This is a genomic window from Streptomyces sp. NPDC090108, from assembly GCF_044747185.1.
GTDB lineage: Bacteria > Actinomycetota > Actinomycetes > Streptomycetales > Streptomycetaceae > Streptomyces.
In genome coordinates, this window is sequence record NZ_JBIVDQ010000004.1 from 429,821 (window position 1) to 454,071 (window position 24,251).

Consider the following 24,251-nt stretch of genomic DNA (forward strand, 5'->3'; position numbering starts at 1 on the left):
CCATGCTAAGCGCCGTGTCACACTGCACGAATGCGACGCCTGTTCCCTGTGACCTATGAAACAGCAGCCCAGGCCCCTGATGAGGGTGCGGAGAGGCAGAGGGGACGGGAGGGGGTGGGCGGGGCCCGCGAGGGTGCCGGGGGCCCCGACGGCCGTGAGTGGAGCCTCGCCGAGCTGGCGGCGGCGTACGCGTATCCGGAGTCGGCGTGCCCGGAGTCCGTCCGCCCGGGTTCCGCCTCGGCCGGCCGTTCCGCTTCCGCATGCGCTTCTGAATCCGGCGCCAGCACCGGCACCGGCACGGGTACCGGCGTCGGCCGTGCGCGGCCGTGGCTGCGGGCCAACATGGTCTCGACGCTCGACGGTGCCGCCCAGCACGACGGACGCTCGCAGCCCATCTCCTGCGCCGCCGACATGCGGATCTTCGGCACCCTCCGGGCGCTCGCGGACGTCGTCGTGGTGGGTGCGCAGACCGTGCGCCAGGAGGGGTACCGGCCCGCACGCGCGCGTGCGGAGTTCGCGGCGGCCCGCGAGGCCGCGGGGCAGGCGCCGGCCCCCGCCATCGCGATCGTCACCGCCGGCCTGGAGCTGGACTTCTCCCTGCCGCTGTTCACCTCGCCCCTGGTGCCGACGGTCCTTCTGACCGGGGCCGACGCGCCCGCCGGCCGGGTCGCCGCCGCCGAGCGGGCCGGTGCCCGGGTGATCGTCGCCGGCGAGGGCACCGGCGTCGACCCCGCCCGCGTGGTGGACGCGCTGGCCGGTCTCGGGTACACCCGGCAGCTCACCGAGGGCGGACCTCGGCTGCTCGGCCAGTTCGTGGCGGCGGGGGTGCTGGACGAGCTGTGCCTCACCCTCTCGCCGATGCTCACCGCGGGCGACGCGCAGCGGATCGCCGGGGGACCGTCGGTCGCCGTTCCGCACCGCTTCGAACTGGCGTCCCTCCTGGAAGAGGACGGATTTCTGTTCGGTCGTTACCGACGCTCCTGAAAACAGCGGAATCTACCGTTCCGTTTAGCTTCCGACGGGCACACTAAGTGCGGCACTACCCGTGCGATCACGGGGCAGGATGGTTTCCGCAGGGCCTGGCCCTGCCCACGGAGGACAGAGGGTCCGGCGGATCCTCGAAGGAGAAGAGGCGCCTGGTGTTCACAAGCGTTCTGATGATCGAGAAGGCCCTGACGTCCCCCGACGTGGAGTTCGTCACGACCCTGCACGGGGACGAGCCGGTCTTCTTCCACGTACTGCTCGAACCGCGCGGTGACCAGGCGGACCGGCTGCTGCGGGCCATCGACGACATCGCGCTCGGCGAACTCGACTCGGCCGTCCACGAGGGCGGGACCCCCGAGGGGAACGCCGCCCGGAGCGTGGGGGAGCAGGCGCTCGACGTGTCGCTGAAGGCCCTGCGGGCCGCCGGGTGCCGGGCGGAGGGGCGGCTGGTCGAGGATCATCCGCTCGACGCGCTGAAGACCCTGGTCACGGAGGTCGACGCGGACGAGGTGATCGTGCTGACCGACCCCCACTACGTGGAGGAGTTCTTCCACCGGGACTGGGCCTCCCGGGCGCGGCACAAGGTCGGGGTGCCGGTGCTCAAGCTGTTCTCGCACGCCAAGGCGTAGCGCTCCGCGGGGAGCGGCGGCCTGCCGGGGGCGGGCGTACGCGGGTGCGGAGGTGCCGGGACCCGTCCCGGGCACCGCCGTCCGCGGGCGCCCGCCCCTCCCCGTGTCCCCGGGCAGCGGCGGGGCCCCGCCCGCGCCCCTTGCGAGGTGGCCGCCGTCGCAGCGCATAGGCTAGGCCTGCTCCAGCCCGTACCGTCTCTGGGAGAAACGCATGGCACCCGGCCTTCCTGCCGCGATGGACCGACCTCACTTCATCGGCATCGGCGGCGCCGGGATGTCGGGCATCGCCAAGATCCTCGCCCAGCGCGGCGCCAAGGTGGCCGGCAGCGACGCCAAGGACTCGGCGACCGCCGAGGCGCTGCGGGCGTTCGGGGCCACCGTGCACATCGGCCACGCCGCCGGGCACCTCGCCGACGACGCCAGCTGCGTCGTCGTGTCGTCCGCGATCCGCCAGGACAACCCCGAGCTGGCCCGCGCCGCCGAACTGGGCATCCCGGTCGTGCACCGCTCCGACGCCCTCGCGGCGCTGATGGACGGGCTCCGCCCGATCGCCGTCGCCGGCACCCACGGCAAGACCACGACCACCTCCATGCTGGCCGTCTCGCTGAGCGAACTGGGCCGCACGCCGTCGTACGCCATCGGCGGCGACCTGGACGCGCCCGGCTCGAACGCGCTGCACGGCGAGGGCGACATCTTCGTCGCCGAGGCGGACGAGTCGGACCGCAGCTTCCACAAGTACGCGCCCGAGGTCGCCATCGTCCTCAACGTCGAGCTGGACCACCACGCCAACTACGCCTCGATGGACGAGATCTACGAGTCCTTCGAGACCTTCGCCGGGAAGATCGTGCCCGGCGGCACCCTGGTGATCTCCGCCGACCACGAGGGCGCCCGCGAGCTGACCCGGCGCCTCGCCGGTACGGTGCGGACGGTCACCTACGGCGAGGCCGAGGACGCCGACGTGCGCGTCCTCGCCGTCGTGCCGCAGGGACTGAAGAGCCAGGTCACCGTGCTGCTGGACGGCCGCGAGCTGACCTTCGCGGTCTCCGTGCCCGGCCGCCACTACGCGCTCAACGCCGTCGCCGCGCTCGCCGCCGCGGCCGCCCTCGGCGTCCCGGCCGAGGAGATGGCGCCCGCGATCGCCGCCTACACCGGCGTCAAGCGCCGCCTCCAGCTCAAGGGCGAGGCGGCCGGCGTCCAGGTGATCGACTCCTACGCCCACCACCCCACCGAGATGACCGCCGACCTGGAGGCCATGCGCGCCGCCGCCGGTGACGCCCGGATCCTCGTCGTCTTCCAGCCGCACCTGTTCTCCCGCACCCAGGAGCTGGGCAAGGAGATGGGCCTGTCCCTGGCGCTCGCGGACGCCTCCGTGGTGCTCGACATCTACCCCGCCCGCGAGGACCCGATCCCCGGGGTGACCAGCACGCTGATCATCGAGGCCGCGCGTGCCGCGGGTGCCGGTGTCACCGCCCTCTCCGACAAGGACGCCGTCCCCGGAGTGATCGCGGGAATGGCCGGACCCGGCGATCTCGTTCTCACCATGGGCGCGGGCGATGTGACCGACCTCGGCCCGCTGATCCTGGACCGTCTGTCGCAGCAGTGAAGAGAAGGGGCTGAGGCTCATGTCGTACGACGTCGAGAAGCCGGACGAGCAGTGGCGCGCGGAGCTGACCCCGGCGGAGTACGCGGTACTGCGCCAGGCCGGCACCGAACCGGCCTTCCGGGGCGAGTACACCGACACCAAGACCAAGGGCGTCTACTCCTGCCGTGCCTGCGGGACCGATCTCTTCACCTCGGGTGAGAAGTTCGAGTCCCACTGCGGCTGGCCCTCCTTCTACGACCCGAAGGACACCGACGCGGTCGAGCTGATCGAGGACCGCTCCCACGGCATGGTCCGCACCGAGGTCCGCTGCGCACGCTGCGGCTCCCACCTCGGGCACGTCTTCGAGGGCGAGGGCTACCCGACGCCCACGGACCAGCGGTACTGCATCAATTCCATCTCGCTGCGGCTGGCGCCGGACGAGAACTGACGCGGGACCGGCGGGCGCCGTACCGGCCTTTCCGCCCGGGAGCGCCGCCCACCGGACCTCACCGACCCCTGCGGGCCGGTGTCCGCGCCTCGCACGAGGCGCCGGGCACCGGCCCGTCGTCATGCCGCGGCGGCGCGCTGAGCAGGGAGGTGCCGCGGGCGGTCACGGCCCTGTGACGCAAGGTGTCCGTGAGACATCGTGACAACGGTGTGAAGGTCTTGCCAAAAGGCCGCCGACAGGTGTTTGCGTGGCGTCAGGACCGCCTCGGCGGGGTAGGGGGAAGTCTTCAGCCCCGATGTCCTCTGGAGGGAGGAGAGCGCTTCGCATCCTCCCGGCGGCGGTCCAGGGCCCCGGGCGCGGCCAGAACCGACCGAAGGATACGCGGCGTTTTGATACGGATAGATGCAGTCACGAAGCGGTACCCGGACGGCACGGTGGCGGTCGACCGGCTGTCGCTGGAAATACCGGACCGCGCGATCACCGTCCTCGTCGGTCCCTCCGGATGCGGCAAGACGACGACCCTGCGGATGATCAACCGGATGGTGGAGCCCAGCGAGGGAGCCATCCTCCTGGACGGCGCGGACATCCGGCAGCAGCCGGTCAACACCCTGCGGCGGTCGATGGGTTACGTCATCCAGAACGCCGGGCTGTTCCAGCACCGCACCATCCTCGACAACATCGCCACCGTGCCCCGACTGCTCGGCTGGAGCAAGGGGAAGGCGCGCGAGAGGGCCGTCGAACTGATGGAGCGGGTCGGGCTCGACACCGCGCTCGCCAAGCGCTACCCGTACCAGCTCTCGGGCGGACAGCAGCAGCGCGTCGGCGTGGCGCGGGCACTCGCCGCCGACCCGCCGGTGCTGCTCATGGACGAACCCTTCTCCGCCGTCGACCCCGTGGTGCGCAAGGGACTGCAGGACGAACTCCTGCGCATCCAGGACGAACTGGGCAAGACCATCGTCTTCGTCACCCATGACATCGACGAGGCCGTGAAGCTGGGCACGATGGTCGCCGTGCTGCGCACCGGCGGCCGGCTCGCCCAGTTCGCCCCGCCGTCCGAACTGCTCAGCGCGCCGGCCGACGCCTTCGTGGAGGACTTCCTCGGCGCCGACCGGGGCATCCGCCGCCTGTCCTTCTTCCCCTCGGACGGGCTGGAGCTGCAGACCGCGCCCCTCGTCCCGATCGACGCGGACGCCGGACGGCTCGCCGCGGGCGGGGCCGGAGCCGCCCCCTGTCTCCTGGTGACGGACGCCGACGGCACACCGCTCGGCTGGGGCGAGCCGGGCCGGCTCACCGCCGGCGCCATCGACCGCGACCGACTCATCCCGTACGGACGGCCGTTCGTGCTTGGGAAGGACTCGCTGCGCAGCGCCCTCGACGGCGCCGTGCTCTCGCCGACCGGCTGGGCCGTGGCCGTCGACGGGGAGGGGCACGCGGTCGGGGTCGTCTCCCAGCAGGTCATCGGCGAGGCGATCCGCGCGGCCCACACCGAGACCCGGCAGGCCGCGGGGGTCACCGAGTGAACGGCTTCTTCGACCTGCCCAGCGACCTCCAGCACAGTTACGGCGGCCTGATCGCCCTGCATCTGCGCGAGGCCCTGCTGCCGGTGCTGGCCGGACTCCTGCTCTCGCTGCCCGTCGCCCAGCTCTGCGCGCGGTTCCGCTGGCTGTATCCGCCCGTCCTCGGCGTCACGACCGTGCTGTACGCGATCCCGTCGCTGGCGTTCTTCGTCGTCCTCATCGACTACACCGGCCAGAGCGAGATCACCGTGATGATCCCCCTCGCGGTCTACAGCCTCGTGGTGCTGCTCCCCGCCATCGTGGACGGCGTCCGCTCGGTGCCGCCGGAGACGCTGGCCGCCGCCCAGGCCATGGGCTTCGGGCCCGTACGGCGCTATCTCCAGGTGCAGTTGCCCATCGCCGTACCCGCGATCATCGCGGGCCTGAGGGTGGCCGCGGTGTCGAGCATCTCCCTCGTCAGCGTCGGCATGCTCATCGGCAACCAGGGTGCCCTCGGCAACATGCTCTACGACGCCAACGCCTACCACCTGCCCATGCTCGCGGTGAACTCCGTGCTGACCACCGCCGTGCTGGCCGTCCTGGTCGACGCCGCGCTGGTCGCCGTCCGCGTGCTGCTGACGCCCTGGATGCCGAAGAAGGGTGCCACCCGGTGAACGTTCTCGACTTCGCCCGCGCCTTCTTCGACGACAGCGCGCACTGGCAGGGCCCCGACGGCATCCCCACCCGGGTGCTGGAACACATCGGCTGGTCCCTGGAGGCCCTGGCCTTCGCCGCGCTGATCGCGCTGCCCGTCGGTCTGGTCACCGGCCATCTCGGGCGCGGCGGCAACGCCATCGCGCTGGTCGCCACCGGCGCTCGCGCGCTGCCCAGCTTCGGCCTGCTGATCCTGATGTTCCTCTGGCTGGGGTTCGGCACGCTGCCGGTGATGATCCCGCTCGTCGTGCTCGCCGTGCCGCCGATCCTCGTCACCACCTACGAGGCGGTCCGCTCCCTCGACCCGTCCCCGGTGGACGCGGCGCGGGGCATGGGCATGACCGAGCCACGCATCCTGTTCCAGGTGGAGATCCCCGTCGCGCTGCCCCTGATCCTGGGCGGACTGCGCACGGCCGCCATCCAGATCGTCTCCACGGCCACCATCGCCGCCTACGTCAGCTTCGGCGGCCTCGGGCGCTACATCATGGACGGCCTCTACCAGAGCGACTACGAGAAGGTCGTCGGCGGCGCCGCCCTGGTCGCCGGGCTGGCACTGATCACGCTCGCGGTGTTCTGGGCGGTGTCGCGGATCGCCGTATCACCCGGTGTGCGGAGGGGCAACTGATTCCCCGGACGCGAAAAGTACTGTTCACATGGCCTCAACTGGGCCCGCATCGAAGCCATTTGGTGACCCGAGGGCACTTGACCGGCGAAGAGCGGGCTGGATTGGATCGATCCGTGACTGACACGAACCGCATCAGCAGGTCCATCCGGAGAAACCGGGGCGCGGCCGCCGTCGCCCTCGCGGCGGCGACGGCGCTGCTGGCGGGCTGCGGCTCGTCCGACGGCGGCTCCGACAACCCCCTGACGGGCGGCAAGGCGAGCGACGGCACCGTCGTCGTCGGTTCCAACAACTTCCCCGAGAGCATCCTGCTCGCGGACATCTACGGCGAGGCCCTCAAGGCCAAGGGCATCAAGGTCCGTTACAAGCCGAACATCGGCAGCCGCGAGACCACCTACCGGCTGCTCAAGAACGGCGCCGTGTCCGTGCTGCCGGAGTACAACGGCGCACTGCTGGCCTACCTCGACCAGAAGGCCGCCCCGACGAGCGTCGAGGAGACGACCTCGGCCATCGAGGGCAAGCTGGACGCCAAGCTGGCCCTGCTGAAGCCCTCCGCGGCCCAGGACAAGGACTCGGTCACCGTCAACGCGGCCACCGCGAAGAAGTACGGCCTCACCGACAAGTCCTCCATCGCCGACCTCAAGGACATCGCGGGGGAGCTGTCCCTCGGCGCCTCCCCGGAGTTCCAGACCCGCCACCAGGGGCTGGTCGGGCTGAAGGAGGTGTACGGCCTTCAGTTCAAGTCCTTCAAGGCCCTGGACGTCGGCGGCCCGCTGACCCAGTCGGCGCTGCGGAAGAACGCCGTACAGGCCGCGGACATCCTGACCACGGACCCGATCGTCGCCAAGGAGAAGTTCGTCGTCCTGCGCGACACCAAGAACCTCTTCGGGTTCGAGAACGTCCAGCCCCTCACGTACAAGGGGTCCGTGCCCCAGAAGGGTGCCGACACCCTCGACGCGGTGTCCGCCAAGCTGGACACCGCCGCCCTGCTGGAGCTGAACGCCAAGGTCCAGTCCCACCAGGACCCGCTCGACGTGGCCAAGGAGTGGCTGAAGACGGCCGGCCTCTCCTGACCGGTCCCGGGCGGCCGTACACGCGCGGCCGCCCGGACACCACCGGTCCGTGCCCCGCTCTGCGGAACGGGGCCGTGCCGGACGACGGTGGCCGCGCGGTCCTGCGACGCGGCCGTCGCCGTGCCGGTCAGTCGTCGTCGCCGCCGAACCAGCCGTCGTCCCCGTCGTCGTCGCCGTCGTCGTCGCCCTCGAAGAAGTCGCCGATCTCGTCCACGACTTCCTCGGCGACCAGGGCACCCACCACGCCGACCGCGAGCCCGGCGGCGCCCGCGGCCAGGACCGTGCCCATGCCCGGCCCCGAGTGATGGTCACCGCAGGAGTGCGCGCCGTACGGCTCACCGTGTCCCCAGGACGCGTGGGCGCCGTGGCCGTGACCCCGGTCGTGACCGTGGCCGGCGCCGGCCAGCCGGTCCATCCAGCCCTCGACCTCCGCGTTCCAGTCGAGCGCCGCCGCGTCCTCGTGGCGCACCTGGACGCGGGTCAGCGCGTCGTGCCCGGAGGAGAAGGCGCCGCCGCGTCCGTCCGCCTCCAGAACGATCTCGACGCCCATGGGTGATGCCAGGAAGGTCAGCTCGATCTCGTTCACCGCGTGCGCGTACCGCGGGGACGGGGTCAGCTCGATCTCCTGGTAGAACGGCAGCCGCTGGCCGGTGCCTCCGGGCGTGGGCCGCTCAGGCGGGTTCCCCGGCCCCAGCGCCCGGAACGGGGCCCGTGCCCGCCGTCACCTCTTCGCCCGGGCCGCCCCGGTGCGCCGCGCGCGCCTGCTCGCGGCGCCGGCGCCGCGGGACACGTGGCTCCTGGTCGGGCAGCCAGCCGAAGGTGAGGCAGCTGCCGACGGCGCCGAGGAGCAGCCCGACGAAGAAGCCGCCCAGGTTCGAGGTGATCCAGGTGCCCAGCGAGAACAGGATCCCGGTCAGGGAGTAGAACAGCCGCTGGGCGGGGCTGAACAGGATCAGCAGACCCAGCAGGACCATCAGGCCGGGCAGCAGATAGCCGGCGAGGCCCTGCATGCCGATGTGCATGACGACCTTCAGCGAGGCCTTCTCGGTGAGCAGGATCTCGCCGCCGCCCAGGGCGAGCAGCAGCCCGCCCCAGAACGGCCGACGGGCCCGCCAGCCGCGGAAGGCGGCCCCGAACCCCTGGCGTGGACGCTCGGGCATACGGTCAGCAACCCGAGTCGCTGAAGCGCAGCTTGAGTCCGGGAAGCTTGAACACGCCAGCTGTGGTGGCGTAGTTGGTCTGGCGGAGGTTGGCGATCCGCACGGTGTCGGCCTGCTGGCTGAAGACGCCGATCGGGCCCTTGGCGTTCGCCTTGTCGAGCGTGCTCGCGTCGTTGCCGATCTCGATGTTGTCGAAGGCCGCGTCGCCGGACAGCTCGGTGGAGTCGGTCGTCAGATCACGCGCGGACACCTTCTGCGCGCCGCTGCCCGCGGTGATCAGCAGATTGGTGCCGCCGAGGTCGACGCTCTGGCACAGCCTGGTGAGTTCGGCACGCTTGATGGCGGAGGTGACGACGAGCACCTGCCCGCCGGTGTCGCCCGCGTTCGGGCTGCCGTCCGCCATGTTGTCGAGCCCGCCGAACTGCTCGAAGCCGGTGCCCTTGAGCTCCGTCGCCGTGACCGTGAACGGCATCCCGGAGATGGCGAACTGCACGCCCAGCGCGCCCTGCGCGGTGAGGACCGCGAGCGTGGCGGCGGCCAGGGTCGCGGGCACCGCCATCACGGCGGCCCGGCGCAGCCGGACGCGTCCGCGTCTGCCGTCGCCGGCCGGGGCCGCGGGGACGGAACCGCTTTCCGGGTCTCCGGGCGTGTGGTCTGCGGACGAGTGGTCCGGGGACGAGGCCATGTCTGCTCCCATGGGCATGGATCAATGCGGGGTGGGTTTCACGTGGCGCGGTGTCCTGGCGCGGACAGCGGCTGCCCCGCACGTCTCCTCGCGCTCCCGTCGGGGGCAAGGGCTTTCCCGTTACGCGGCAGTAGCCTTTCCAGGAAGTTACCGCCGGTTACTTTGAAGGGTCAAGAGAGTTGTGAAAAAAGAGTGTCGACTGTGCGGGGATCGCGCCACGAGGTGACCGCCACCGGCTCCTTCACGGCAATTTGCGCGCCAACTCGCTTGTGAGTCCTTGACGTTGACGCTCGCGTCCGTCTACAACTTCCCCTGTTTCCACGGATCCGTGGCGCCGGATCCGCCGAGCGGCGTCCGCCGTTCTCCCGGCCCTCCCGGAGCTGTGCGCCGCGCTCCCCAGGGACCGGCAGCGTCCTCTCGCACCCTCCTCGTCCGGCCCGTCCGCCCGGCCGGCCGGCGCCGGTCCGTGACGTACGGAGAAGGCGTCACGGACCGGCGCCACCGCGCACGCACCTCCGGACCCACCGCGCACGCACCTCCGGACCCACCCGCGCCACCTCTTGTCCGCACCCCGCGCCACCTCTGTCCGCACCCCGCGCCACCTCTGTCTCCACCCCGCGCCACCTCTGTCCCCCACCTCGGAAAAGAGGCTCCCCCATGCGCACGCGACCCTTCCTCGCCCTCGCCGCGACCCTCGCCGCGCTCAGCGTGGCGGCGGCGGTCCCCGCCTCCGCGGACGGTTCCGCCGTCCTCACCACGGGCGGCGCCGGCGGCATCGCCGCCGCGGTCGGCGACACCCTCACCGCGCCCCTGGCCACCGGCACCACCGCCACGCTCTACTCCAGCGCCACCGGCACCAGCGGCGTGAAGTGCACGGCGTCCCAGTTCACCGCGAAGGTCACGGACAACCCGGCCGCCCCCGGCACCGCCACCGAGTCCGTCACCGCGCACACCTTCGACTCGGCCGGCTGCACCAGCAACGTCATCGGTGTCCTCGGGGTCACCGGCATCACGATCGACAACCTGCCCTACGACGCGACCGTCGCCTCCGACGGCACGCTCACCGTCCGGCCGCCGGCCGGCTCCGTCATCCAGGCCACGGCCAAACTGCGCACCCTGCTCGGCTCCGTCACCTGCGTCTACCAGGCGCCGAGCCTGACCGGACACGCCGACAACGCCGGCAACAGCATCACCTTCACCAACCAGCAGATGACCAAGAGCTCCGGCTCGTCGCTCTGTTTCGCCAGCGGCTTCTTCACCGCCAAGTACGCGCCGGTGACCGACGCGGGAGCCGCCGTCTTCGTCAACTGAGGATCAGCGAGCAGAAGTTCAGCGCCGCCGCAGGCGAAGGGCGAGGGCGGTGCCCCCGGTGACCACCAGCACCGCGGCGGCGCCGCCCGCCAGCAGCGGAGCCGAGGGACCCGTGTCCGCACGGGTCGCCTCGGCCACCGGTGTGCTGTCGTCCGCGGCGGTCGCGGAGTCCGGGGACCCGCCGCTTCGCGCGCCGGCCGGTCCGCTCGCCGTGGGCGTGTCCTCCGGCGAGGGCCGCGCCGAGTCCGAGGGCCGGGCGGAGGCGGTGGCCGTCTTCGCGCTCCCGGGCTTCGCGCTCTCCCGCTTCGCACCCGCCGCCGTACTCGCTCCCGTGCCGGACGCCGTGGTCTTCCGTGCCGCCGGGAACACCACGTCGGAGCACGAGTAGTACGTGTCCGGCGTGCTGCTGTTCTGCCAGATCGTGTACAGCATCTGCCGGCCCGTGCGGTCCTTCGGGAGCGTCACGCCGATGTGGTAGGCGCCGCCCCGCAGCGGCGGGTCCGTGACCTGCGCGAAGGGCCGCGTGGGCAGGTCGGACCACTTCAGCGGCTTCGCCGGGTCGTAACCGGGCCTGGTCAGATACAGCTTGAAGGTGCCGGAGTGCGCGATCGTCGAGGCGTACGTCAGCGTCATCCGGCTTCCGGGCGCGAGCCGCGTCGCCGGGAAGTCCGTCCGGGCGAGATCGAGCCCCCGGTACGCGGGGAGGTTCCCGCTGCACAGCCTGCCGTCCGGGATCACCTGCCGGTCGCGGCCGGCCACTCCGGCGACCCGCAGGTTGTCCCACGCGGTGAAGGGGGCGCCGTTCGCCGAGATCGCCGCCCGGCAGGCGGCCGTCCGGTTCGCGCTGCCGCCCTCGGGGGAGCAGGCGTAGACCCGGCTGACCGGATCGGTGGGGGCGCCGTGCGCCTGGGCCGGACCCGCGGTCCACGGCAGGAGCAGGAGCGGAGCCGCGGCGGCGGCCACGGTGACGCCCAGCCGGGCGGCGGTGCGGGTCGCCCGGGCCGTCGGAGCCGGCCGGGGAATCCGGGTGGTCCGGGTCATCAGGGGTCTCCTCGGCGGGCGCGGGAACGGAGTGGTCTGTGACCAGTACGGCGGACACCCCCGCCGCGTTCAGCGCCCGCGCGCACGAGCTGCCCGCCGCCCGCATCACCGACCGGTCCGGCGGTTTTCCGCCACCGCCCCCGGGGCTCCCGGCGTCGTCCGCCGGTACCCCGAAGAGGGCGGTCGCGAGGGGCGATGACGGGGACAGGAGGTCTCCGGGGTCGCCGGATGTTCCTTGGTGCCCGGCCGACTCCCGCTGCCGGTGGGTGAGTTATCGTATGCGAGCGGTTAAAACAAACCGCGTGTCCCGTTCGTAGACGCCATGAGGAGGGGCCGGTCGATGGCGAGGCAGTTACGCGCTGAGCAGACCCGGGCAACGATCATCACGGCCGCCGCCGACCTGTTCGACCGGCAAGGGTACGAATCCACCAGTCTGAGTGACATCGTCGGACACGCGAAGGTCACCAAGGGGGCGCTGTACTTCCACTTCGCCGCCAAGGAGGACCTCGCCCACGCCATCCTGGAGCTCCAGGCCGTGGCGGCACAGCAGTTGGTGTCCGACGTCGAGGGCCGGGGCTGCTCCTCGCTGGAGGCCCTGATGCGCACCACGTTCGGTTTCGCCCGGCTCGCCGTGGACGATCCGGTGCCGCGCGCCGGGCTCCGCCTCGCCACCGCCGACCTGACGGTACGGCCGCCGCTGAGGCATCCGTTCACCGAGTGGCTCGACTTCGCCACCCGCAAGTTCTCCGGCGCCGTCAAGGAGTCCGACGTCCACGCGGACATGGACGTCGCCGCGGTGTCCCACTCGCTCGTCTGCTTCTTCGTCGGCACCCGGATCGCCGGACGCTCCCTGGAACCGGTCGAGCGGCTGCCCCGCCGGACGGCCGAGATGTGGATCCTGATGCTCCGGGGCCTGGTCCCCGTGCACCGGCGCCCCCGCTATCTGACCCTCGCCACGCAGCTGGAGCGGGAGATCAGAGCCGGCTGACCCGCGCGATACGGTGGCGGACATGCCCGACATCCCCGCCCCGCCCGTGATCCTCGGCGACGAACCCGGCTCGTTCCCGCACCGTGTGCTCGCCGAACGGCACCCCGCGATCATCCGGCAGGTGCGGGACGCCTTCCCCTACGACCCCGGAACGCACCGCGCGCTCGACGCGCTGCTGGCGAGCTGCACGGACGGCGTGATCGAGCCGCTGCCCGAGGGCGCGGGCGACCGCGCCCTCTGGTCGGCCTGGGGGCTGGACTCCTTCTCCGGCCGGTCCTGGTTCGACGTGCCCTGGCTGTGGTCCGAGAGCTACTTCTACCGGCGGCTGCTCGACGCCGTCGGCTGGACCGGCCCCGGAGTGTGGCAGGGCGTCGACCCGTTCCGCCCGTTCAAGCGCGCCGAACTCGACGCCGAGGAGACGGACGGGGAACTGGCCGCCCTCGACGCGCTGGAGGGGCGCCCGGCCACCGAGCGGGCCCGCGCCCTGCTGCACGGCTCGCTGTGGGGCAACCGCGCCGACCTCGGCTTCCGCATCTCCGCCGGGAACGCCGCCGCCGTGGCCGGGGAGGCGGCGCCCGGCCTCGTCGCCGACGACAGCGACACCCTGTGGTCCCTGCTGCCGCCTCCCGGCAGCGGCGCCGGCACCCTCTGCCTGGTCGCGGACAACGCCGGCCGCGAACTCGTCCCCGATCTGCTGCTGATCGCCCATCTGCTCGACGAGGGCCGGATCGGCCGCGCGGTCCTGCACGTCAAGCCGTACCCCTACTACGTGTCCGACGCCACGACCACCGACGTGGTCGACGCGCTCGTCCGCCTCCGCTCGGCACCGGGTGCGGCCGGCGGGCACGGGCGGCTGCTCTGGTCGGCGATGGCGGACGGCCGGCTCGCCGTACGCGCCCACCCGTTCTCCGCGGCCCCGCTGCCGTACGCGGACATGCCGGACGACCTGCGCGCCGAGTTCGCCTCGGCCGCCCTGACGATCTTCAAGGGCGACCTCAACTACCGGCGTCTGGTCGGCGACCGGATGTGGGCACCGACCACGCCGTTCCAGGAGGTCACCGCGTACTTCCCCGGTCCGGTCGCCTCGCTGCGCACCCTGAAGTCCGATGTGATCACCGGCCTGTCCCCGGCCACCGAGGCCGCACTGACCGCGGCGGAGGGACAGGCCTGGCGCACCGGAGGCACGCATGCGCTGATCCAGGTCAACGCCTCAGACGAGGCGCAGGGGAAGTGACTTGATCCCGTTGATGAAGTTGGAGACGAGCCGCCGCGGCGGACCGGCCGGGCGGGGGCCGGGCAGGGTCCGCAGCACCTCCGTGTAGAGCTGCCGCAGCTGCAGCCGGGCGAAGTGGGCACCCAGGCAGACGTGCGGACCGTCCCCGAAGGAGACATGCGGGTTCGGACTGCGGGAGAGGTCCAGCCGGTCGGGCGCGGTGAACACCCGCTCGTCCCGGTTGGCCGAGGCGTGGAACACCACGACCTTGTCGCCCCGCCGGATCCGGCGTCCGGCCAGCTCGGTGTCCTCGGCGGCCGTCCGGCGGAACGTCAGCACCGGCGGATGCCAGCGCAACAACTCGTCGACCGTCGAAGCGAGTTCCACCTTGCCCGCGCGTAACAGGTCGTAGGACTCGGGATGTTGCGCGAGTGCCAGCAGGCCGCCGGGGGCCGCGCCGCGCACGGTGTCGTTGCCCGCGACCGTGAGCAGGAAGAAGAACATCTCCAGCTCGCCGGAGGTGAGTTCGGCGTCGTGCGCGAGGGCCGTCATCACGTCGTCGGCCGGATAGCGCCGCTTGTAGGCCGTGAGCTGCCGCGCGTACCCGAACATGTCCTGGAGCAGGGCCGGTGAGCGGGGATCGACCGGCCTGCCCGTCTCGTCCAGCACCGACGGACCGGCCTCGTCCGGGTCCTGGTAGCCGATCACCCGCCGCGTCCAGTCCAGCAGCAGCCGCCGGTCGCTCTTCGGGACCCCCAGCAGATCCGCCAGGTTGAGCAGCGCGTACTCGTCGGTGACGGCGGACACCAGGTCCGCCGTGCCGTCGCCGGCGGCGGCCTCGTCGCGGGCCCGCACCAGCAGCGTGCGCGCCCGCCCGCGGGCCACCGCCGCGAACCGGTCCACGCGGCCCGGCGTGAACGCCCTGCTGACCAGCCGCCGCAGCCGTCCGTGCTGCGGCGGATCCTGGTTGAGCATCATGCGGCGGATGAACGGCAGATCCTCCGGAGCGGGATCGCGGATCTGGGTCGCGCCGAGGTGCGACGAGTACGCCCCCGAGTCCTTGAGCACCCGCACCACGTCCGCGTGCCGGGTCACCGCCCAGAAACCCGGACCGGCCGGCCAGCCCAGCACCTCGGGCTCGTCCTGCCAGGCCACGGGATGCTCGTCCCGCAGCACCCGGTAGTCGGCGTACGGCACCCCCGCGGCGTACCGGCGCGGGTCGAAGACGTCGGGCACCGGCGGTGCCTCGCGCACGCTCACCCCCGCACGCCTTCCGCGCCGGTGTCCTCGCGCAGGAAGTCCTCGACCACACGGATCAGTTCCAGCGGGGTCTCGTCCATCGCGTAGTGCCCGGCGCCCGGGACGACGGCGAGCCGCGCGCGGGGGTACCAGGACATCCACGTCCGCCGCAGCAGCTCGGGCGACAGCGCCGGGTCGAGTTCCCCCGCCACCGCCAGCGCGGGCACCTCGCTGCCCTCGACGTCCGCGCGGAAGTCGTCCCCCGCCCAGGAGTCGAGCCATGCCCGGAAGGCCTTCGGGTCGGCGCACTCCAGCGAGCGGTCGACCATGCGGTCGAGCCAGGCCGCGGGACGGCGGCCACCGGTCGTGGCGTCGAGGATCGCGCGCCGGTTCTCCGGCCGGTGCGCCGCGTCCGCGAACAACTCGAACTGCCCGCCCGCGAGTTCCAGCCCCGAGGCGGGCACGGGGGAGACCCCGGCGATCCGGCGCAGCCGGTGCGGGGCGGCCGACAGCAGGCGCTGCGCCACCGCGCCGCCCATCGAGTGCCCCACCACCGAGAACCGGTCCCAGCCGAGCCGGTCGGCCAGCTCGACCAGGTCCACGGCGGCCTCCAGGGTCGTGTACGCGCCCACCGCGTCCCTGGCCGCGCCGTAGCCGCGCAGATCGACCAGCGCGTAGCTGAAGGAGTCACGGTCGAGGTCCGGCAGAACGGGCGCGTAGGCGGAGCGGTCGGCGAACCAGCCGTGCACGGCGAACACCTTGTGGGGGCCGTCGCCGTGCACCTCATGAGGCAGCACGAAGGAGGTCATGCGCCTACCGTGGCCCGCGCGCCGTGGCCCGGCAAGGGCGCGGGCGGGGCTCACGCGGACACCGTCCGGTCCGTCGGGGCGCGGCGTGCCCGTGCGCGCACGGCCTTCCGCCCCTGTCCGCCCGCAGCTCTCAACGCCACACCCAGCGGCCGTAGTTCACCGTTTCGACGAGGGTTCACGCGATGGTGTGATCATGTCCCCGGCCGAGGATGCCCCTCCGCGGGCACGGGTAGGGCCTGGCCATGACGCAGCCGTTCGAACTCCCGCGCTTCTACATGCCGTACCCCGCGCGGCTCAACCCGCATCTCGACGAGGCGCGCGCCCACTCGACCTCGTGGGCGCGCGAGATGGGCATGCTGGAAGGGTCCGGGATCTGGGAACCGGCCGACCTGGAGGCCCACGACTACGGACTCCTGTGCGCCTACACCCACCCCGACTGCGACGGCCCCGCCCTCTCGCTGATCACCGACTGGTACGTGTGGGTGTTCTTCTTCGACGACCACTTCCTCGACATGTACAAGCGCACCCCCGACCGGGCCGCCGGAAAGGCGCACCTGGACCGGCTGCCGCTGTTCATGCCGCTGGACCCCGCCACCCCCGTCCCCGAGCCGCGGAACCCGGTCGAGGCGGGACTCGCCGACCTGTGGGCCCGTACGGTCCCCTCGATGTCGGCCGACTGGCGGCGGCGCTTCTCCGTGGCCACCGAGCACCTGCTCAACGAGTCCCTGTGGGAGCTGTCCAACATCGACGAGGGCCGGATCGCGAACCCGGTCGAGTACATCGAGATGCGCCGCAAGGTCGGCGGCGCGCCCTGGTCCTCCGGGCTGGTGGAGTACGCGACCGCCGAGGTGCCCGCGGCCGTCGCCGGCACCCGGCCGCTGCGCGTCCTCATGGAGACCTTCTCCGACGCCGTCCACCTGCGTAACGACCTCTTCTCGTACCAGCGGGAGGTCGAGGACGAGGGCGAGAACAGCAACGGCGTGCTGGTGCTGGAGAAGTTCTTCGGCTGCACCACCCAGGAGGCCGCCGACGCGGTCAACGACATCCTCACCTCGCGGCTGCACCAGTTCGAGCACACCGCGCTCACCGAAGTGCCCGCCGTCGCCCTGGAGAAGGGGCTCAGGCCCGACGAGGTCGCCGCCGTCGCCGCCTACACCAAGGGACTCCAGGACTGGCAGTCCGGCGGCCACGAATGGCACCTGCGCTCCAGCCGCTACATGAACGGGTCGGCCCGGTCCGACTCGCCCTGGCGGCTCTCCGGCGGCCTCGGCACCTCCGCCGCCGACATCGGCGCCCTGCTGTCCGCGGCGCCGGCCGCCGGGGCGTCCTCCGTGTTCCAGGCCGGGCGGCTGCGCGCCCACTCCCACGTGCCGTACCGGAAGGTCGGACCCTCGCTGCTGCCCGACTTCCACATGCCCTTCCCGCTGGAGCTGAGCCCGCACCTGGACTCCGCCCGCCGCACCCTCCTCGCCTGGTCGCACCGCATGGGCATCCTGGAGGAGGGCGTCTGGGACGAGGACAAACTCGCCGCGTACGACCTCGCGCTGTGCTCCGCCGGACTGGACCCCGACGCCACCCCCGAGGCCCTCGACCTCAGCGCCCAGTGGCTCGCCTGGGGGACGTACGGCGACGACTACTACCCGCTCGTCCACGGCAACCGCCGCGACCTGGCCGCCGCCCGCCTCACCACCGCCCGGCTCTCCGCGTGCATGCCGCTGGAGGGCGGGCCCTCCGTGATCCCCGCCGACGCCATGGAGCGGGGGCTGACCGACCTGTGGACGCGTACGACGGCGGAGATGAGCCCCGACGAGCGGCGCACCCTGAAGGCATCGGTGGACGCGATGACCGAGAGCTGGGTGTGGGAGCTGTGCAACCAGCTCCACCACCGCATCCCCGACCCGGTCGACTACCTGGAGATGCGCCGCGCCACCTTCGGCTCCGACCTCACCCTCAGCATGTGCCGCATGGGCCACGGCCCCGCGATCCCGCCCGAGGTCTACCGCAGCGGACCGGTGCGCTCCCTGGAGAACGCCGCCATCGACTACGCCTGCCTGGTCAACGACGTCTTCTCGTACCAGAAGGAGATCGAGTACGAGGGCGAGATCCACAACGCGATCCTCGTCGTGCAGAACTTCTTCGGCGTCGACTACCCGGCCGCGCTCACCGTCGTCCACGACCTGATGACCCAGCGGATGGAGCAGTTCGAGCACGTCGTCGCCCATGAACTGCCCATCCTCTGCGACGACCTGAACCTGTCCGCCGAGTCGCGCGCCGCCCTGGGCGCCTACGTCCGCGACCTCCAGAACTGGCTGTCGGGCATCCTGCACTGGCACCGCCAGGTCGACCGCTACAAGGCGGAGTGGCTCGGCCGCCGCGCCCACGGCTTCCTCCCCGACCGCGCCCCGGCCCCGCTGCAGCTCACCGGCTGAACCCCGACGGGCTCAGGGCTGAACCCGCCCGCGCTCCGGTCAGTCTCACTCGTTCGTGTCCCGTGGCGGCGGGGCACGGCGGGTAGAGCTTCAGCCGGAGGCGAGCGAATCATGGAACAGACCGCATTGCGGCCCAAGCCGTTGCCCGGCCGGGACCGCTGGACGCGACGGGACCGGCGGGAGCCGGGACACAGCGGCCCGGACGGGCCCGCCAGGCGGCCGCATGCCGCGCGCCGCCGCGGCAGACGGCTCAGAACACTGCTCTTCTGCCTGGCCACCAGCACCGCCCTGGTGCTGTGCGGAGTCGGCCTCGGCACCGTCGGCACCTCGCTGACCGGCAGGGGCGGGCCGGCCGGGGCGCAGCGGCACACCCCGCCGTCCGCCGCCCCGGGCGCGCCCGCGGCCGCCGTGTCCGGCGCCTCCCCGCGCACCATGGCGGCCCTCGGTCCGGCCGAGACGCGGCCCGGTGCCTCCCTGGGCCTTGAGGCCGTCGACGCACGGGACGTGGGCGCGCTGGTCACCGCCGTCCACACCCCCGGCCCCGGGTACACGGCCGGCCTCGTCCGCGGCGACATCCTGCTCCAGTTCGGAGCGGCCCGCATCGACACCGCCGCCGACCTGGCCCGGGCCGTGGCACACGCCGGGCCCGGCACGGAGGTGACCGTCACGGTGCGCCACCGCAGCGGCAACTTCCAGCAGCTGACGGTGGTTCCGGGGGTGGTGATCTGACGGGCGCCGAGCGACCGGGGCCGGCCGCCCCGTGGCCCGGGAGGGGAGGGCCACGCCGTGGAGGGACCTCCGCCGCGACCGTACGGGCCGGCCCGCCCGCGAGGGCGGGCGGCGCACGGGCTCCGGGACTCCGGAAACCCACTGGGCATCGTGGGCACCACAGGTCATGATGGCCGCATGCCTCCCGCCCGCCGCACCGGCGTCCGCCACGGGCCGCCGACCGGCTCGCACCGGCCCGCCCGGCCGGGCAGGATGCTGCGGGGGGACCCGCTTCGGCCCCGCCACCCCGACCGCGTACGGAGGCCCGGATGACCGGCACCACACCCGCGCACTTCACCGCCGGCGACTACGACGCCCGCATGGAACGCGCGGCGCGCGCCGCGGGCGACGCCGGCCTGGCGGGACTGCTGGTGGCACCGGGACCGGACATGGTGTGGCTGACCGGGTACACGCCCACCGCCGTCACCGAACGGCTCACCGTCCTCGTCCTCACCCCCGGCCGCGACCCCGTGCTCGTCGTACCGACACTGGAGGCACCGGACGCCGAGGAGGCGGCCGGGGCGACCGCGCTCACCCTGCGCGACTGGACCGACGGCAAGGACCCCTACGCCGTCACCGCCGCGCTCCTCGACGGGCGCGGCCGCTTCGGCATCAGCGACAACACCTGGGCGATGCACCTGCTGGGCCTCCAGCGGGCCCTGCCCGAGTCCCGGTACGCCTCCCTCACCGACGCCCTGCCCATGCTGCGCGCGGTGAAGGACCCCGCGGAACTGGAGCTCCTGGCCGCCGCGGGCGCCGCCGCCGACGCCACGTTCGAGGAGATCCGCAAGGTCCGGTTCGCCGGGCGCCGCGAGACCGAGGTCGGCCGTGACCTCGACGCGCTGCTGCGCCGCTTCGGCCACTCCCAGGTCGACTTCACCATCGTCGGCTCCGGACCCAACGGCGCCAACCCGCACCACGAGGTGGGCGACCGGGTCATCCAGGAGGGCGACATGGTCGTCCTGGACTTCGGCGGCCTCAAGGACGGCTACGGCTCCGACACCACGCGCACGGTCCACGTCGGCGAACCGACCGAGGAGGAGCGCCGGGTCCACGACGTCGTGCGCGCCGCGCAGGAGGCCGGCTTCCGGGCCGTACGGCCGGGCGTGGCCTGCCAGGAGATCGACCGGGCGGCCCGCGCGGTGATCAACGACGCCGGGTACGGCGAGTACTTCATCCACCGCACCGGGCACGGGATCGGCGTCACCACGCACGAGCCGCCGTACATGATCGAGGGCGAGGAGCAGCCCCTCGTGCCCGGCATGTGCTTCTCCGTCGAGCCCGGGGTCTACCTGCCCGGCCGCTTCGGCGTACGCATCGAGGACATCGTCACGGTGACCGGGGACGGCGGGCGCCGGTTCAACGACACCACCCGTGAGATGGTCATAGTGGACTGAGAGGACCCCGAGACACCTCCTCGACGACATCCCGGAACGGCACCGTACGACCCATGACCCAGGCACCGGCACCCAGCGCGGACACCGTCCGCAGACTCGTGCGTTCGCTGCTCAAGGAGAGCGGCGACAGGAACGGCACGGACGGCGGACCCGACGTCCGGCCCGTCACGGAGGGCCGCGCGTACACCTGGTGGGTCGGCACCCGGCACGTGCTGCGGCTCGCGCCCGACCCCGAGGCGTCCGTGCGCCGCCGCCGCGAACTGCGCCTGCGCGACATCGTGCGCCCGCACGTCCCCGTCACCGTCCCGGTCTCCGTCGGGCACGGCGACTGGTCGCCCGGTCTCGCCTGCACGCTCGACACCAAGGTGCCCGGCGGCACCACCGACATCAACGACGTCTCCGCGCTCGGCGAGGCCGACCTCGCCGGGCTGCTCACCGGACTGCGCGCGGTCCCCGTACGGCAGGCCGAGGCGCTCGGCGTGCCGCGCACGGCCCCGCGCTCCCTGGAGGCACTGCGCCGCATGGCCGTCCACGCGGCCGAACGGCTCGCCGCCGCCGACGAGTTCGACCCCGCCAGGCTGCACCAGCTCACCTCGCCCGGCGCCGTCCAGCTCGCCGCGCAGCCCGGTTCCGCGGTGCTCACCCACCACGGACTGACCGGCGACCACGTGGTGGTCAGCGCCGACGGACGGGTGCGCGGCATCCTCGACTGGACGCGGACGGCCGTCGGCGACCCGGCCGAGGACATCGCCGGTCTCGCCCTCGCCGTCGGATCGCCCGCGGCCGTCCGCGCCGCCACCCTCGCCGGCTACGGCGCCCGTCCCTGCCTGCGCGGTCTCTGGCTCGCCCGCTGCGACACCGTCCTGCGCCTCGCCGACCACCTGGCGGGCCGCACACCCGGCTCCCTGTCCCTGCTGCGGACCCAGCTGCGGCACGCCTGGGAACCGATCCTGCTGGAGCGGGTCACCGACCTGAAGGACGAGGAGAGCGAGCTCTAGGGGGCGTCTCCCCGATCTTCGTGGGTCCGCGACGATCGAAGAGACGCCCCCTAGGGCCTGTCTTCCGGATCTTGCCGGGCGTCGCGGGGCCCGCGACGCCCGGCGGCGTGCGTTCAGGCCTGTGTCAGCACCACGCAGGACTCCGCGGGGACCTGGAGCAGCCCGTCCGGGCCCGGTGCCTCCACCGGGTCCCACGAGGCCAGCACCCGCAGCCGCCCGGTGCCGAGCGGGATCGCCGCGGCCCGCTCGCCGAGGTTGACGGCCACGCGGACGTCCCCGCGCCGGAAGGCCAGCCAGCGGCCCTCCTCGTCGTACGCCACCTTGGTGTCGGCGAGGTCGGGGGCCGTCAGGTCGGGCAGTTCACGGCGCAGCGCGATCAGCCGCCGGTACCAGGCGAGGACGCGGGCGTGCGGCTCGCGCTCGGGCTCCGACCAGTCCAGGCAGGACCGCTCCCGCGTCGCCGGGTCCTGCGGGTCCGGAACCTCCTCCTCGGCCCAGCCGTGCGCCGCGAACTCCCGCCGCCTGCCCCGCCGTACGGCCTCGGCCAGCTCCGGGTCCGTGTGGTCGGTGAAGTACTGCCACGGCGTGCCGGCCGCCCACTCCTCGCCCATGAACAGCATCGGGGTGGACGGCGCGGTCAGCGTGAGCGTCGCCGCGCACGCCAGCAGACCGGGGGAGAGGGTGGCCGAGAGCCGGTCGCCCTGGGCGCGGTTGCCGATCTGGTCGTGGGTCTGGCTGTAGCCGAGCAGCCGGTGGGCTCCCACGCGTCCGCGGTCCAGCGGCCGCCCGTGGTCACGGCCCCGGAACGCCGAGTGGGTGCCGTCGTGGAAGTAGCCGCCGGTGAGGGTCTTGGCGAGCGCGCCGAGCGGGGCCCGCGCGAAGTCGGCGTAGTAGCCCTGGGACTCGCCGGTCAGCGCGGTGTGCAGGGCGTGATGGAAGTCGTCGTTCCACTGCGCGTGCACCCCGAGGCCGTGCTCCGCGCGCGGGGTGATGATCCGCGGATCGTTCAGATCGGACTCCGCGATCAGGAACAGCGGGCGCCCCACCTCCGCGGCGAGCGCGTCGACCGCCTCCGACAGCTCCTCCAGGAAGTGGCGCGCCCGGCTGTCGTGGAGCGCGTGCACGGCGTCCAGACGCAGCCCGTCGAGGCGGTAGTCCCGCAGCCAGGCCAGCGCGCTGTCGAGGAAGTACGCGCGCACCTCGTCCGAGCCCGGCGCGTCCAGGTTCACCGCGGCGCCCCAGGGCGTGTGGTGCGTGTCCGTGAAGTACGGGCCGAACGCGGGCAGATGATTGCCCGACGGGCCCAAGTGGTTGTGCACGACGTCCAGGACGACACCCAGCCCCTGCTCGTGCGCCCGGTCCACGAACCGCTTCAGCGCCTCGGGACCGCCGTACGGCTCGTGCACCGCCCACGGCCCCACCCCGTCGTACCCCCAGCCGTGCCGCCCCGGCACCGGGCTCAACGGCATCAACTCCACGTGCGTGATGCCGAGTTCCGCGAGGTGTCCGAGGCGGTCGGCGGCGGCGTCGAGGGTGCCCTCAGGGGTGTAGGTGCCCACGTGCATCTCGTAGAGCACCGCACCCGGCAGCCCGCGCCCCTGCCACGCCGTACGCCAGCCGTACCGGCCGTGGTCCACGACCGCGCTCAGGCCGTCCGGACCGTCCGGCTGCCGGCGCGAGCGCGGATCGGGCAGTACGGGACCGCCGTCCAGCCCGAAGCCGTACCGTGTGCCGTCCTCCGCCTCGGCCTCCCCTGTCCACCATCCCACCCGCTCCGGATCGCGCTCCAACACGCGCGTGGCGCCGTCGCACTGAAGCGTCACGCGGTCTGCCTGTGGTGCCCACACGTCGAACTGCACGGACGGTTCCCCTTCGTCTGCTCACAGTTACCCAGTCCGTCCATCGTGCCCCGAAAATGATCAATCCGCTTTCCCAAACGGCCTTTTCCCCCGCGGGTGTCGCCGAAGCGGGCGGGCGCGACCGCGGGTTCCCCCTTTCTGGACACCCGGGGTCCGCTGACCGACAATCACGAACGTGACGTCGTCCTTCGAGTTCCCCACGTACCCCGCGCGGCTGTCCGACGCGGAGCGCGACAAGGTGCTGCAGGTGCTGCGAGACGGCGCCGCCATGGGCCGGCTGTCGCACGACACCTTCGTGCGCCGCATGGAACTCGCCCTCGCCGCCCGGGGAGCCGACGAACTCGCCGTGCTCACCGCCGATCTGCCGAGCGAGAACCGCCTCTCGCGGGCGGTACTGGGAACCGTGGAGGCCGTCTCCGGATTCACCGTACGGCTGCGCCGCGCCTGGCAGGCCGAACGGCTGCCGAAGCTCCTCCTGCCGCACCCGGCGCACGGCCACCCGCTGCGCATCGGCCGCGATCCGGCCAACGGGCTGCGCCTGAACCACGAGACGGTCTCCCGGGTGCACGCCGACCTGCGCCGCGAGGGCGGCGCATGGGTCCTGAGGGACCTCGGCTCCACCAACGGCACCACGGTCAACGGGCGCCGTGTGGTCGGTTCCGTCGTCGTCCGCGAGGGCGATCTGGTCGGCTTCGGGAAGATCACCTTCCGGCTTTCGGCGCCCTGAGCGACGCGCCGGGCGGGGTTGCCGACGGAGCGGCCGACGGAGTGCCCGCCGGGGTGCCCGACGGGAGTGTCCGCGCTCA

22 protein-coding genes and 1 pseudogene are annotated in these 24,251 nt (G+C 72.8%); 16 read left to right on the plus strand and 7 right to left on the minus strand.

The window, feature by feature from the left end; translation table 11 throughout:
* The first annotated feature begins 30 nt into the window (after positions 1-30).
* The 8 genes from ACIPRD_RS16755 (at position 31) to ACIPRD_RS16790 (ending at position 7,548) form a co-directional block, all read left to right on the plus strand.
* Positions 31-984 carry a pyrimidine reductase family protein gene (locus ACIPRD_RS16755; protein ID WP_401563708.1) on the plus strand — a complete coding sequence of 318 codons (954 nt, stop codon included), beginning with the start codon at positions 31-33 and terminating at the stop codon, positions 982-984.
* Positions 985-1,139: 155 nt separating this feature from the next.
* Complete coding sequence (locus ACIPRD_RS16760) at positions 1,140-1,613, plus strand: indole-3-glycerol phosphate synthase (RefSeq protein WP_356405774.1); 474 nt, start codon at positions 1,140-1,142, stop codon at positions 1,611-1,613.
* A 211-nt stretch (positions 1,614-1,824) separates the two neighbouring features.
* Positions 1,825-3,216 carry a UDP-N-acetylmuramate--L-alanine ligase gene (gene murC, locus ACIPRD_RS16765; protein ID WP_356405772.1) on the plus strand — a complete coding sequence of 464 codons (1,392 nt, stop codon included), beginning with the start codon at positions 1,825-1,827 and terminating at the stop codon, positions 3,214-3,216.
* A 19-nt stretch (positions 3,217-3,235) separates the two neighbouring features.
* Entirely contained in the window at positions 3,236-3,643 is a 408-nt protein-coding gene (gene msrB / locus ACIPRD_RS16770; protein WP_356405770.1) for a peptide-methionine (R)-S-oxide reductase MsrB, read from the plus strand.
* A 389-nt stretch (positions 3,644-4,032) separates the two neighbouring features.
* On the plus strand, positions 4,033-5,163 hold the full coding sequence (locus ACIPRD_RS16775) for an ABC transporter ATP-binding protein (protein ID WP_401563711.1): 1,131 nt from the start codon (positions 4,033-4,035) through the stop codon (positions 5,161-5,163).
* Positions 5,160-5,813, plus strand: coding sequence for an ABC transporter permease subunit (locus tag ACIPRD_RS16780; protein WP_356405765.1), 654 nt, complete (start codon positions 5,160-5,162; stop codon positions 5,811-5,813). The genes ACIPRD_RS16775 and ACIPRD_RS16780 overlap by 4 nt, the downstream gene beginning before the upstream one ends.
* Positions 5,810-6,478: an ABC transporter permease gene (locus tag ACIPRD_RS16785; protein WP_401563714.1), complete on the plus strand. Its 669-nt coding sequence runs from the start codon at positions 5,810-5,812 to the stop codon at positions 6,476-6,478. Before ACIPRD_RS16780 ends, ACIPRD_RS16785 begins: the two co-directional genes overlap by 4 nt.
* A gap of 113 nt (positions 6,479-6,591) precedes the next feature.
* Positions 6,592-7,548: an ABC transporter substrate-binding protein gene (locus tag ACIPRD_RS16790; protein WP_356405761.1), complete on the plus strand. Its 957-nt coding sequence runs from the start codon at positions 6,592-6,594 to the stop codon at positions 7,546-7,548.
* 127 nt (positions 7,549-7,675) lie between these two features.
* On the opposite strand, the pseudogene ACIPRD_RS16795 reads toward ACIPRD_RS16790, so the two are convergent.
* The 3 genes and pseudogenes from ACIPRD_RS16795 to ACIPRD_RS16805 all read right to left on the minus strand — a co-directional run.
* Positions 7,676-8,206 (minus strand): annotated as a pseudogene (locus tag ACIPRD_RS16795) (sporulation protein); the annotation flags it as partial.
* Between the two features lie 13 nt (positions 8,207-8,219).
* Entirely contained in the window at positions 8,220-8,708 is a 489-nt protein-coding gene (locus tag ACIPRD_RS16800; protein ID WP_401563717.1) for a DUF6114 domain-containing protein, read from the minus strand.
* Between the two features lie 4 nt (positions 8,709-8,712).
* Positions 8,713-9,393, minus strand: a complete 681-nt coding sequence (locus ACIPRD_RS16805; protein WP_356405757.1) for a DUF6230 family protein — start codon at positions 9,391-9,393, stop codon at positions 8,713-8,715.
* A 657-nt stretch (positions 9,394-10,050) separates the two neighbouring features.
* On the opposite strand from ACIPRD_RS16805, the gene ACIPRD_RS16810 reads away from it, so the two are divergent.
* Complete coding sequence (locus tag ACIPRD_RS16810) at positions 10,051-10,704, plus strand: Tat pathway signal sequence domain protein (RefSeq protein WP_401563720.1); 654 nt, start codon at positions 10,051-10,053, stop codon at positions 10,702-10,704.
* Between the two features lie 18 nt (positions 10,705-10,722).
* On the opposite strand, the gene ACIPRD_RS16815 is transcribed toward ACIPRD_RS16810, so the two are convergent.
* Positions 10,723-11,745, minus strand: a complete 1,023-nt coding sequence (locus ACIPRD_RS16815) for a lytic polysaccharide monooxygenase (RefSeq protein WP_401563723.1) — start codon at positions 11,743-11,745, stop codon at positions 10,723-10,725.
* A 340-nt stretch (positions 11,746-12,085) separates the two neighbouring features.
* Between ACIPRD_RS16815 and ACIPRD_RS16820 the strand changes: the two genes are divergently transcribed.
* The gene (locus ACIPRD_RS16820) at positions 12,086-12,733 is read left to right on the plus strand and encodes a ScbR family autoregulator-binding transcription factor (RefSeq protein WP_356405751.1); all 648 of its coding nucleotides are present in this window, start codon (positions 12,086-12,088) and stop codon (positions 12,731-12,733) included.
* 22 nt (positions 12,734-12,755) lie between these two features.
* Entirely contained in the window at positions 12,756-13,967 is a 1,212-nt protein-coding gene (locus ACIPRD_RS16825; protein WP_401563726.1) for a damage-control phosphatase ARMT1 family protein, read from the plus strand.
* Here ACIPRD_RS16825 and ACIPRD_RS16830 read toward each other — a convergent pair.
* Together ACIPRD_RS16830 and ACIPRD_RS16835 are read right to left on the minus strand one after the other, a co-directional pair.
* Positions 13,944-15,206 carry a cytochrome P450 gene (locus tag ACIPRD_RS16830; RefSeq protein WP_356405747.1) on the minus strand — a complete coding sequence of 421 codons (1,263 nt, stop codon included), beginning with the start codon at positions 15,204-15,206 and terminating at the stop codon, positions 13,944-13,946. The genes ACIPRD_RS16825 and ACIPRD_RS16830 overlap by 24 nt on opposite strands.
* A complete protein-coding gene (locus tag ACIPRD_RS16835) occupies positions 15,203-15,994 on the minus strand; it encodes an alpha/beta hydrolase (protein ID WP_356405745.1) in 792 nt (263 codons plus the stop codon). Before ACIPRD_RS16835 ends, ACIPRD_RS16830 begins: the two co-directional genes overlap by 4 nt.
* A 242-nt stretch (positions 15,995-16,236) precedes the next feature.
* Between ACIPRD_RS16835 and cyc2 the strand changes: the two genes are divergently transcribed.
* The 4 genes from cyc2 (at position 16,237) to ACIPRD_RS16855 (ending at position 21,586) form a co-directional block, all read left to right on the plus strand.
* A complete protein-coding gene (gene cyc2, locus ACIPRD_RS16840) occupies positions 16,237-18,423 on the plus strand; it encodes a germacradienol/geosmin synthase Cyc2 (RefSeq protein ID WP_401563730.1) in 2,187 nt (728 codons plus the stop codon).
* Positions 18,424-18,534: 111 nt separating this feature from the next.
* Complete coding sequence (locus ACIPRD_RS16845) at positions 18,535-19,152, plus strand: PDZ domain-containing protein (protein ID WP_401563733.1); 618 nt, start codon at positions 18,535-18,537, stop codon at positions 19,150-19,152.
* A 308-nt stretch (positions 19,153-19,460) separates the two neighbouring features.
* Positions 19,461-20,588 (plus strand): M24 family metallopeptidase, encoded by a 1,128-nt coding sequence (locus tag ACIPRD_RS16850; RefSeq protein WP_401563735.1) that lies wholly within the window; start codon positions 19,461-19,463, stop codon positions 20,586-20,588.
* Positions 20,589-20,641: 53 nt separating this feature from the next.
* Positions 20,642-21,586 carry a phosphotransferase gene (locus ACIPRD_RS16855; RefSeq protein ID WP_401563738.1) on the plus strand — a complete coding sequence of 315 codons (945 nt, stop codon included), beginning with the start codon at positions 20,642-20,644 and terminating at the stop codon, positions 21,584-21,586.
* A gap of 113 nt (positions 21,587-21,699) precedes the next feature.
* On the opposite strand, the gene treZ is transcribed toward ACIPRD_RS16855, so the two are convergent.
* Positions 21,700-23,445 (minus strand): malto-oligosyltrehalose trehalohydrolase, encoded by a 1,746-nt coding sequence (treZ, locus tag ACIPRD_RS16860; RefSeq protein WP_356399782.1) that lies wholly within the window; start codon positions 23,443-23,445, stop codon positions 21,700-21,702.
* A gap of 175 nt (positions 23,446-23,620) precedes the next feature.
* Here treZ and ACIPRD_RS16865 point away from each other — a divergent pair, with 175 nt between their 5' ends.
* Positions 23,621-24,172 carry a DUF1707 and FHA domain-containing protein gene (locus ACIPRD_RS16865; RefSeq protein ID WP_356399780.1) on the plus strand — a complete coding sequence of 184 codons (552 nt, stop codon included), beginning with the start codon at positions 23,621-23,623 and terminating at the stop codon, positions 24,170-24,172.
* Positions 24,173-24,251: the final 79 nt, after the last annotated feature.

Excerpts from the sequence above, each read along its gene's own strand:
- ACIPRD_RS16845 (WP_401563733.1), top strand. The coding sequence starts at position 18,535 with ATGGAACAGACCGCATTGCGGCCCAAGCCGTTGCCCGGCCGGGACCGC.
- ACIPRD_RS16820 (WP_356405751.1), top strand. The coding sequence starts at position 12,086 with ATGGCGAGGCAGTTACGCGCTGAGCAGACCCGGGCAACGATCATCACG.
- msrB (WP_356405770.1), top strand. The coding sequence starts at position 3,236 with ATGTCGTACGACGTCGAGAAGCCGGACGAGCAGTGGCGCGCGGAGCTG.
- cyc2 (WP_401563730.1), top strand. The coding sequence starts at position 16,237 with ATGACGCAGCCGTTCGAACTCCCGCGCTTCTACATGCCGTACCCCGCG.
- ACIPRD_RS16805 (WP_356405757.1), bottom strand. The coding sequence starts at position 9,393 with ATGGCCTCGTCCCCGGACCACTCGTCCGCAGACCACACGCCCGGAGAC.
- ACIPRD_RS16835 (WP_356405745.1), bottom strand. The coding sequence starts at position 15,994 with ATGACCTCCTTCGTGCTGCCTCATGAGGTGCACGGCGACGGCCCCCAC.
- ACIPRD_RS16855 (WP_401563738.1), top strand. The coding sequence starts at position 20,642 with ATGACCCAGGCACCGGCACCCAGCGCGGACACCGTCCGCAGACTCGTG.
- murC (WP_356405772.1), top strand. The coding sequence starts at position 1,825 with ATGGCACCCGGCCTTCCTGCCGCGATGGACCGACCTCACTTCATCGGC.
- ACIPRD_RS16850 (WP_401563735.1), top strand. The coding sequence starts at position 19,461 with ATGACCGGCACCACACCCGCGCACTTCACCGCCGGCGACTACGACGCC.
- ACIPRD_RS16825 (WP_401563726.1), top strand. The coding sequence starts at position 12,756 with ATGCCCGACATCCCCGCCCCGCCCGTGATCCTCGGCGACGAACCCGGC.
- ACIPRD_RS16800 (WP_401563717.1), bottom strand. The coding sequence starts at position 8,708 with ATGCCCGAGCGTCCACGCCAGGGGTTCGGGGCCGCCTTCCGCGGCTGG.
- ACIPRD_RS16755 (WP_401563708.1), top strand. The coding sequence starts at position 31 with ATGCGACGCCTGTTCCCTGTGACCTATGAAACAGCAGCCCAGGCCCCT.
- ACIPRD_RS16815 (WP_401563723.1), bottom strand. The coding sequence starts at position 11,745 with ATGACCCGGACCACCCGGATTCCCCGGCCGGCTCCGACGGCCCGGGCG.
- ACIPRD_RS16810 (WP_401563720.1), top strand. The coding sequence starts at position 10,051 with ATGCGCACGCGACCCTTCCTCGCCCTCGCCGCGACCCTCGCCGCGCTC.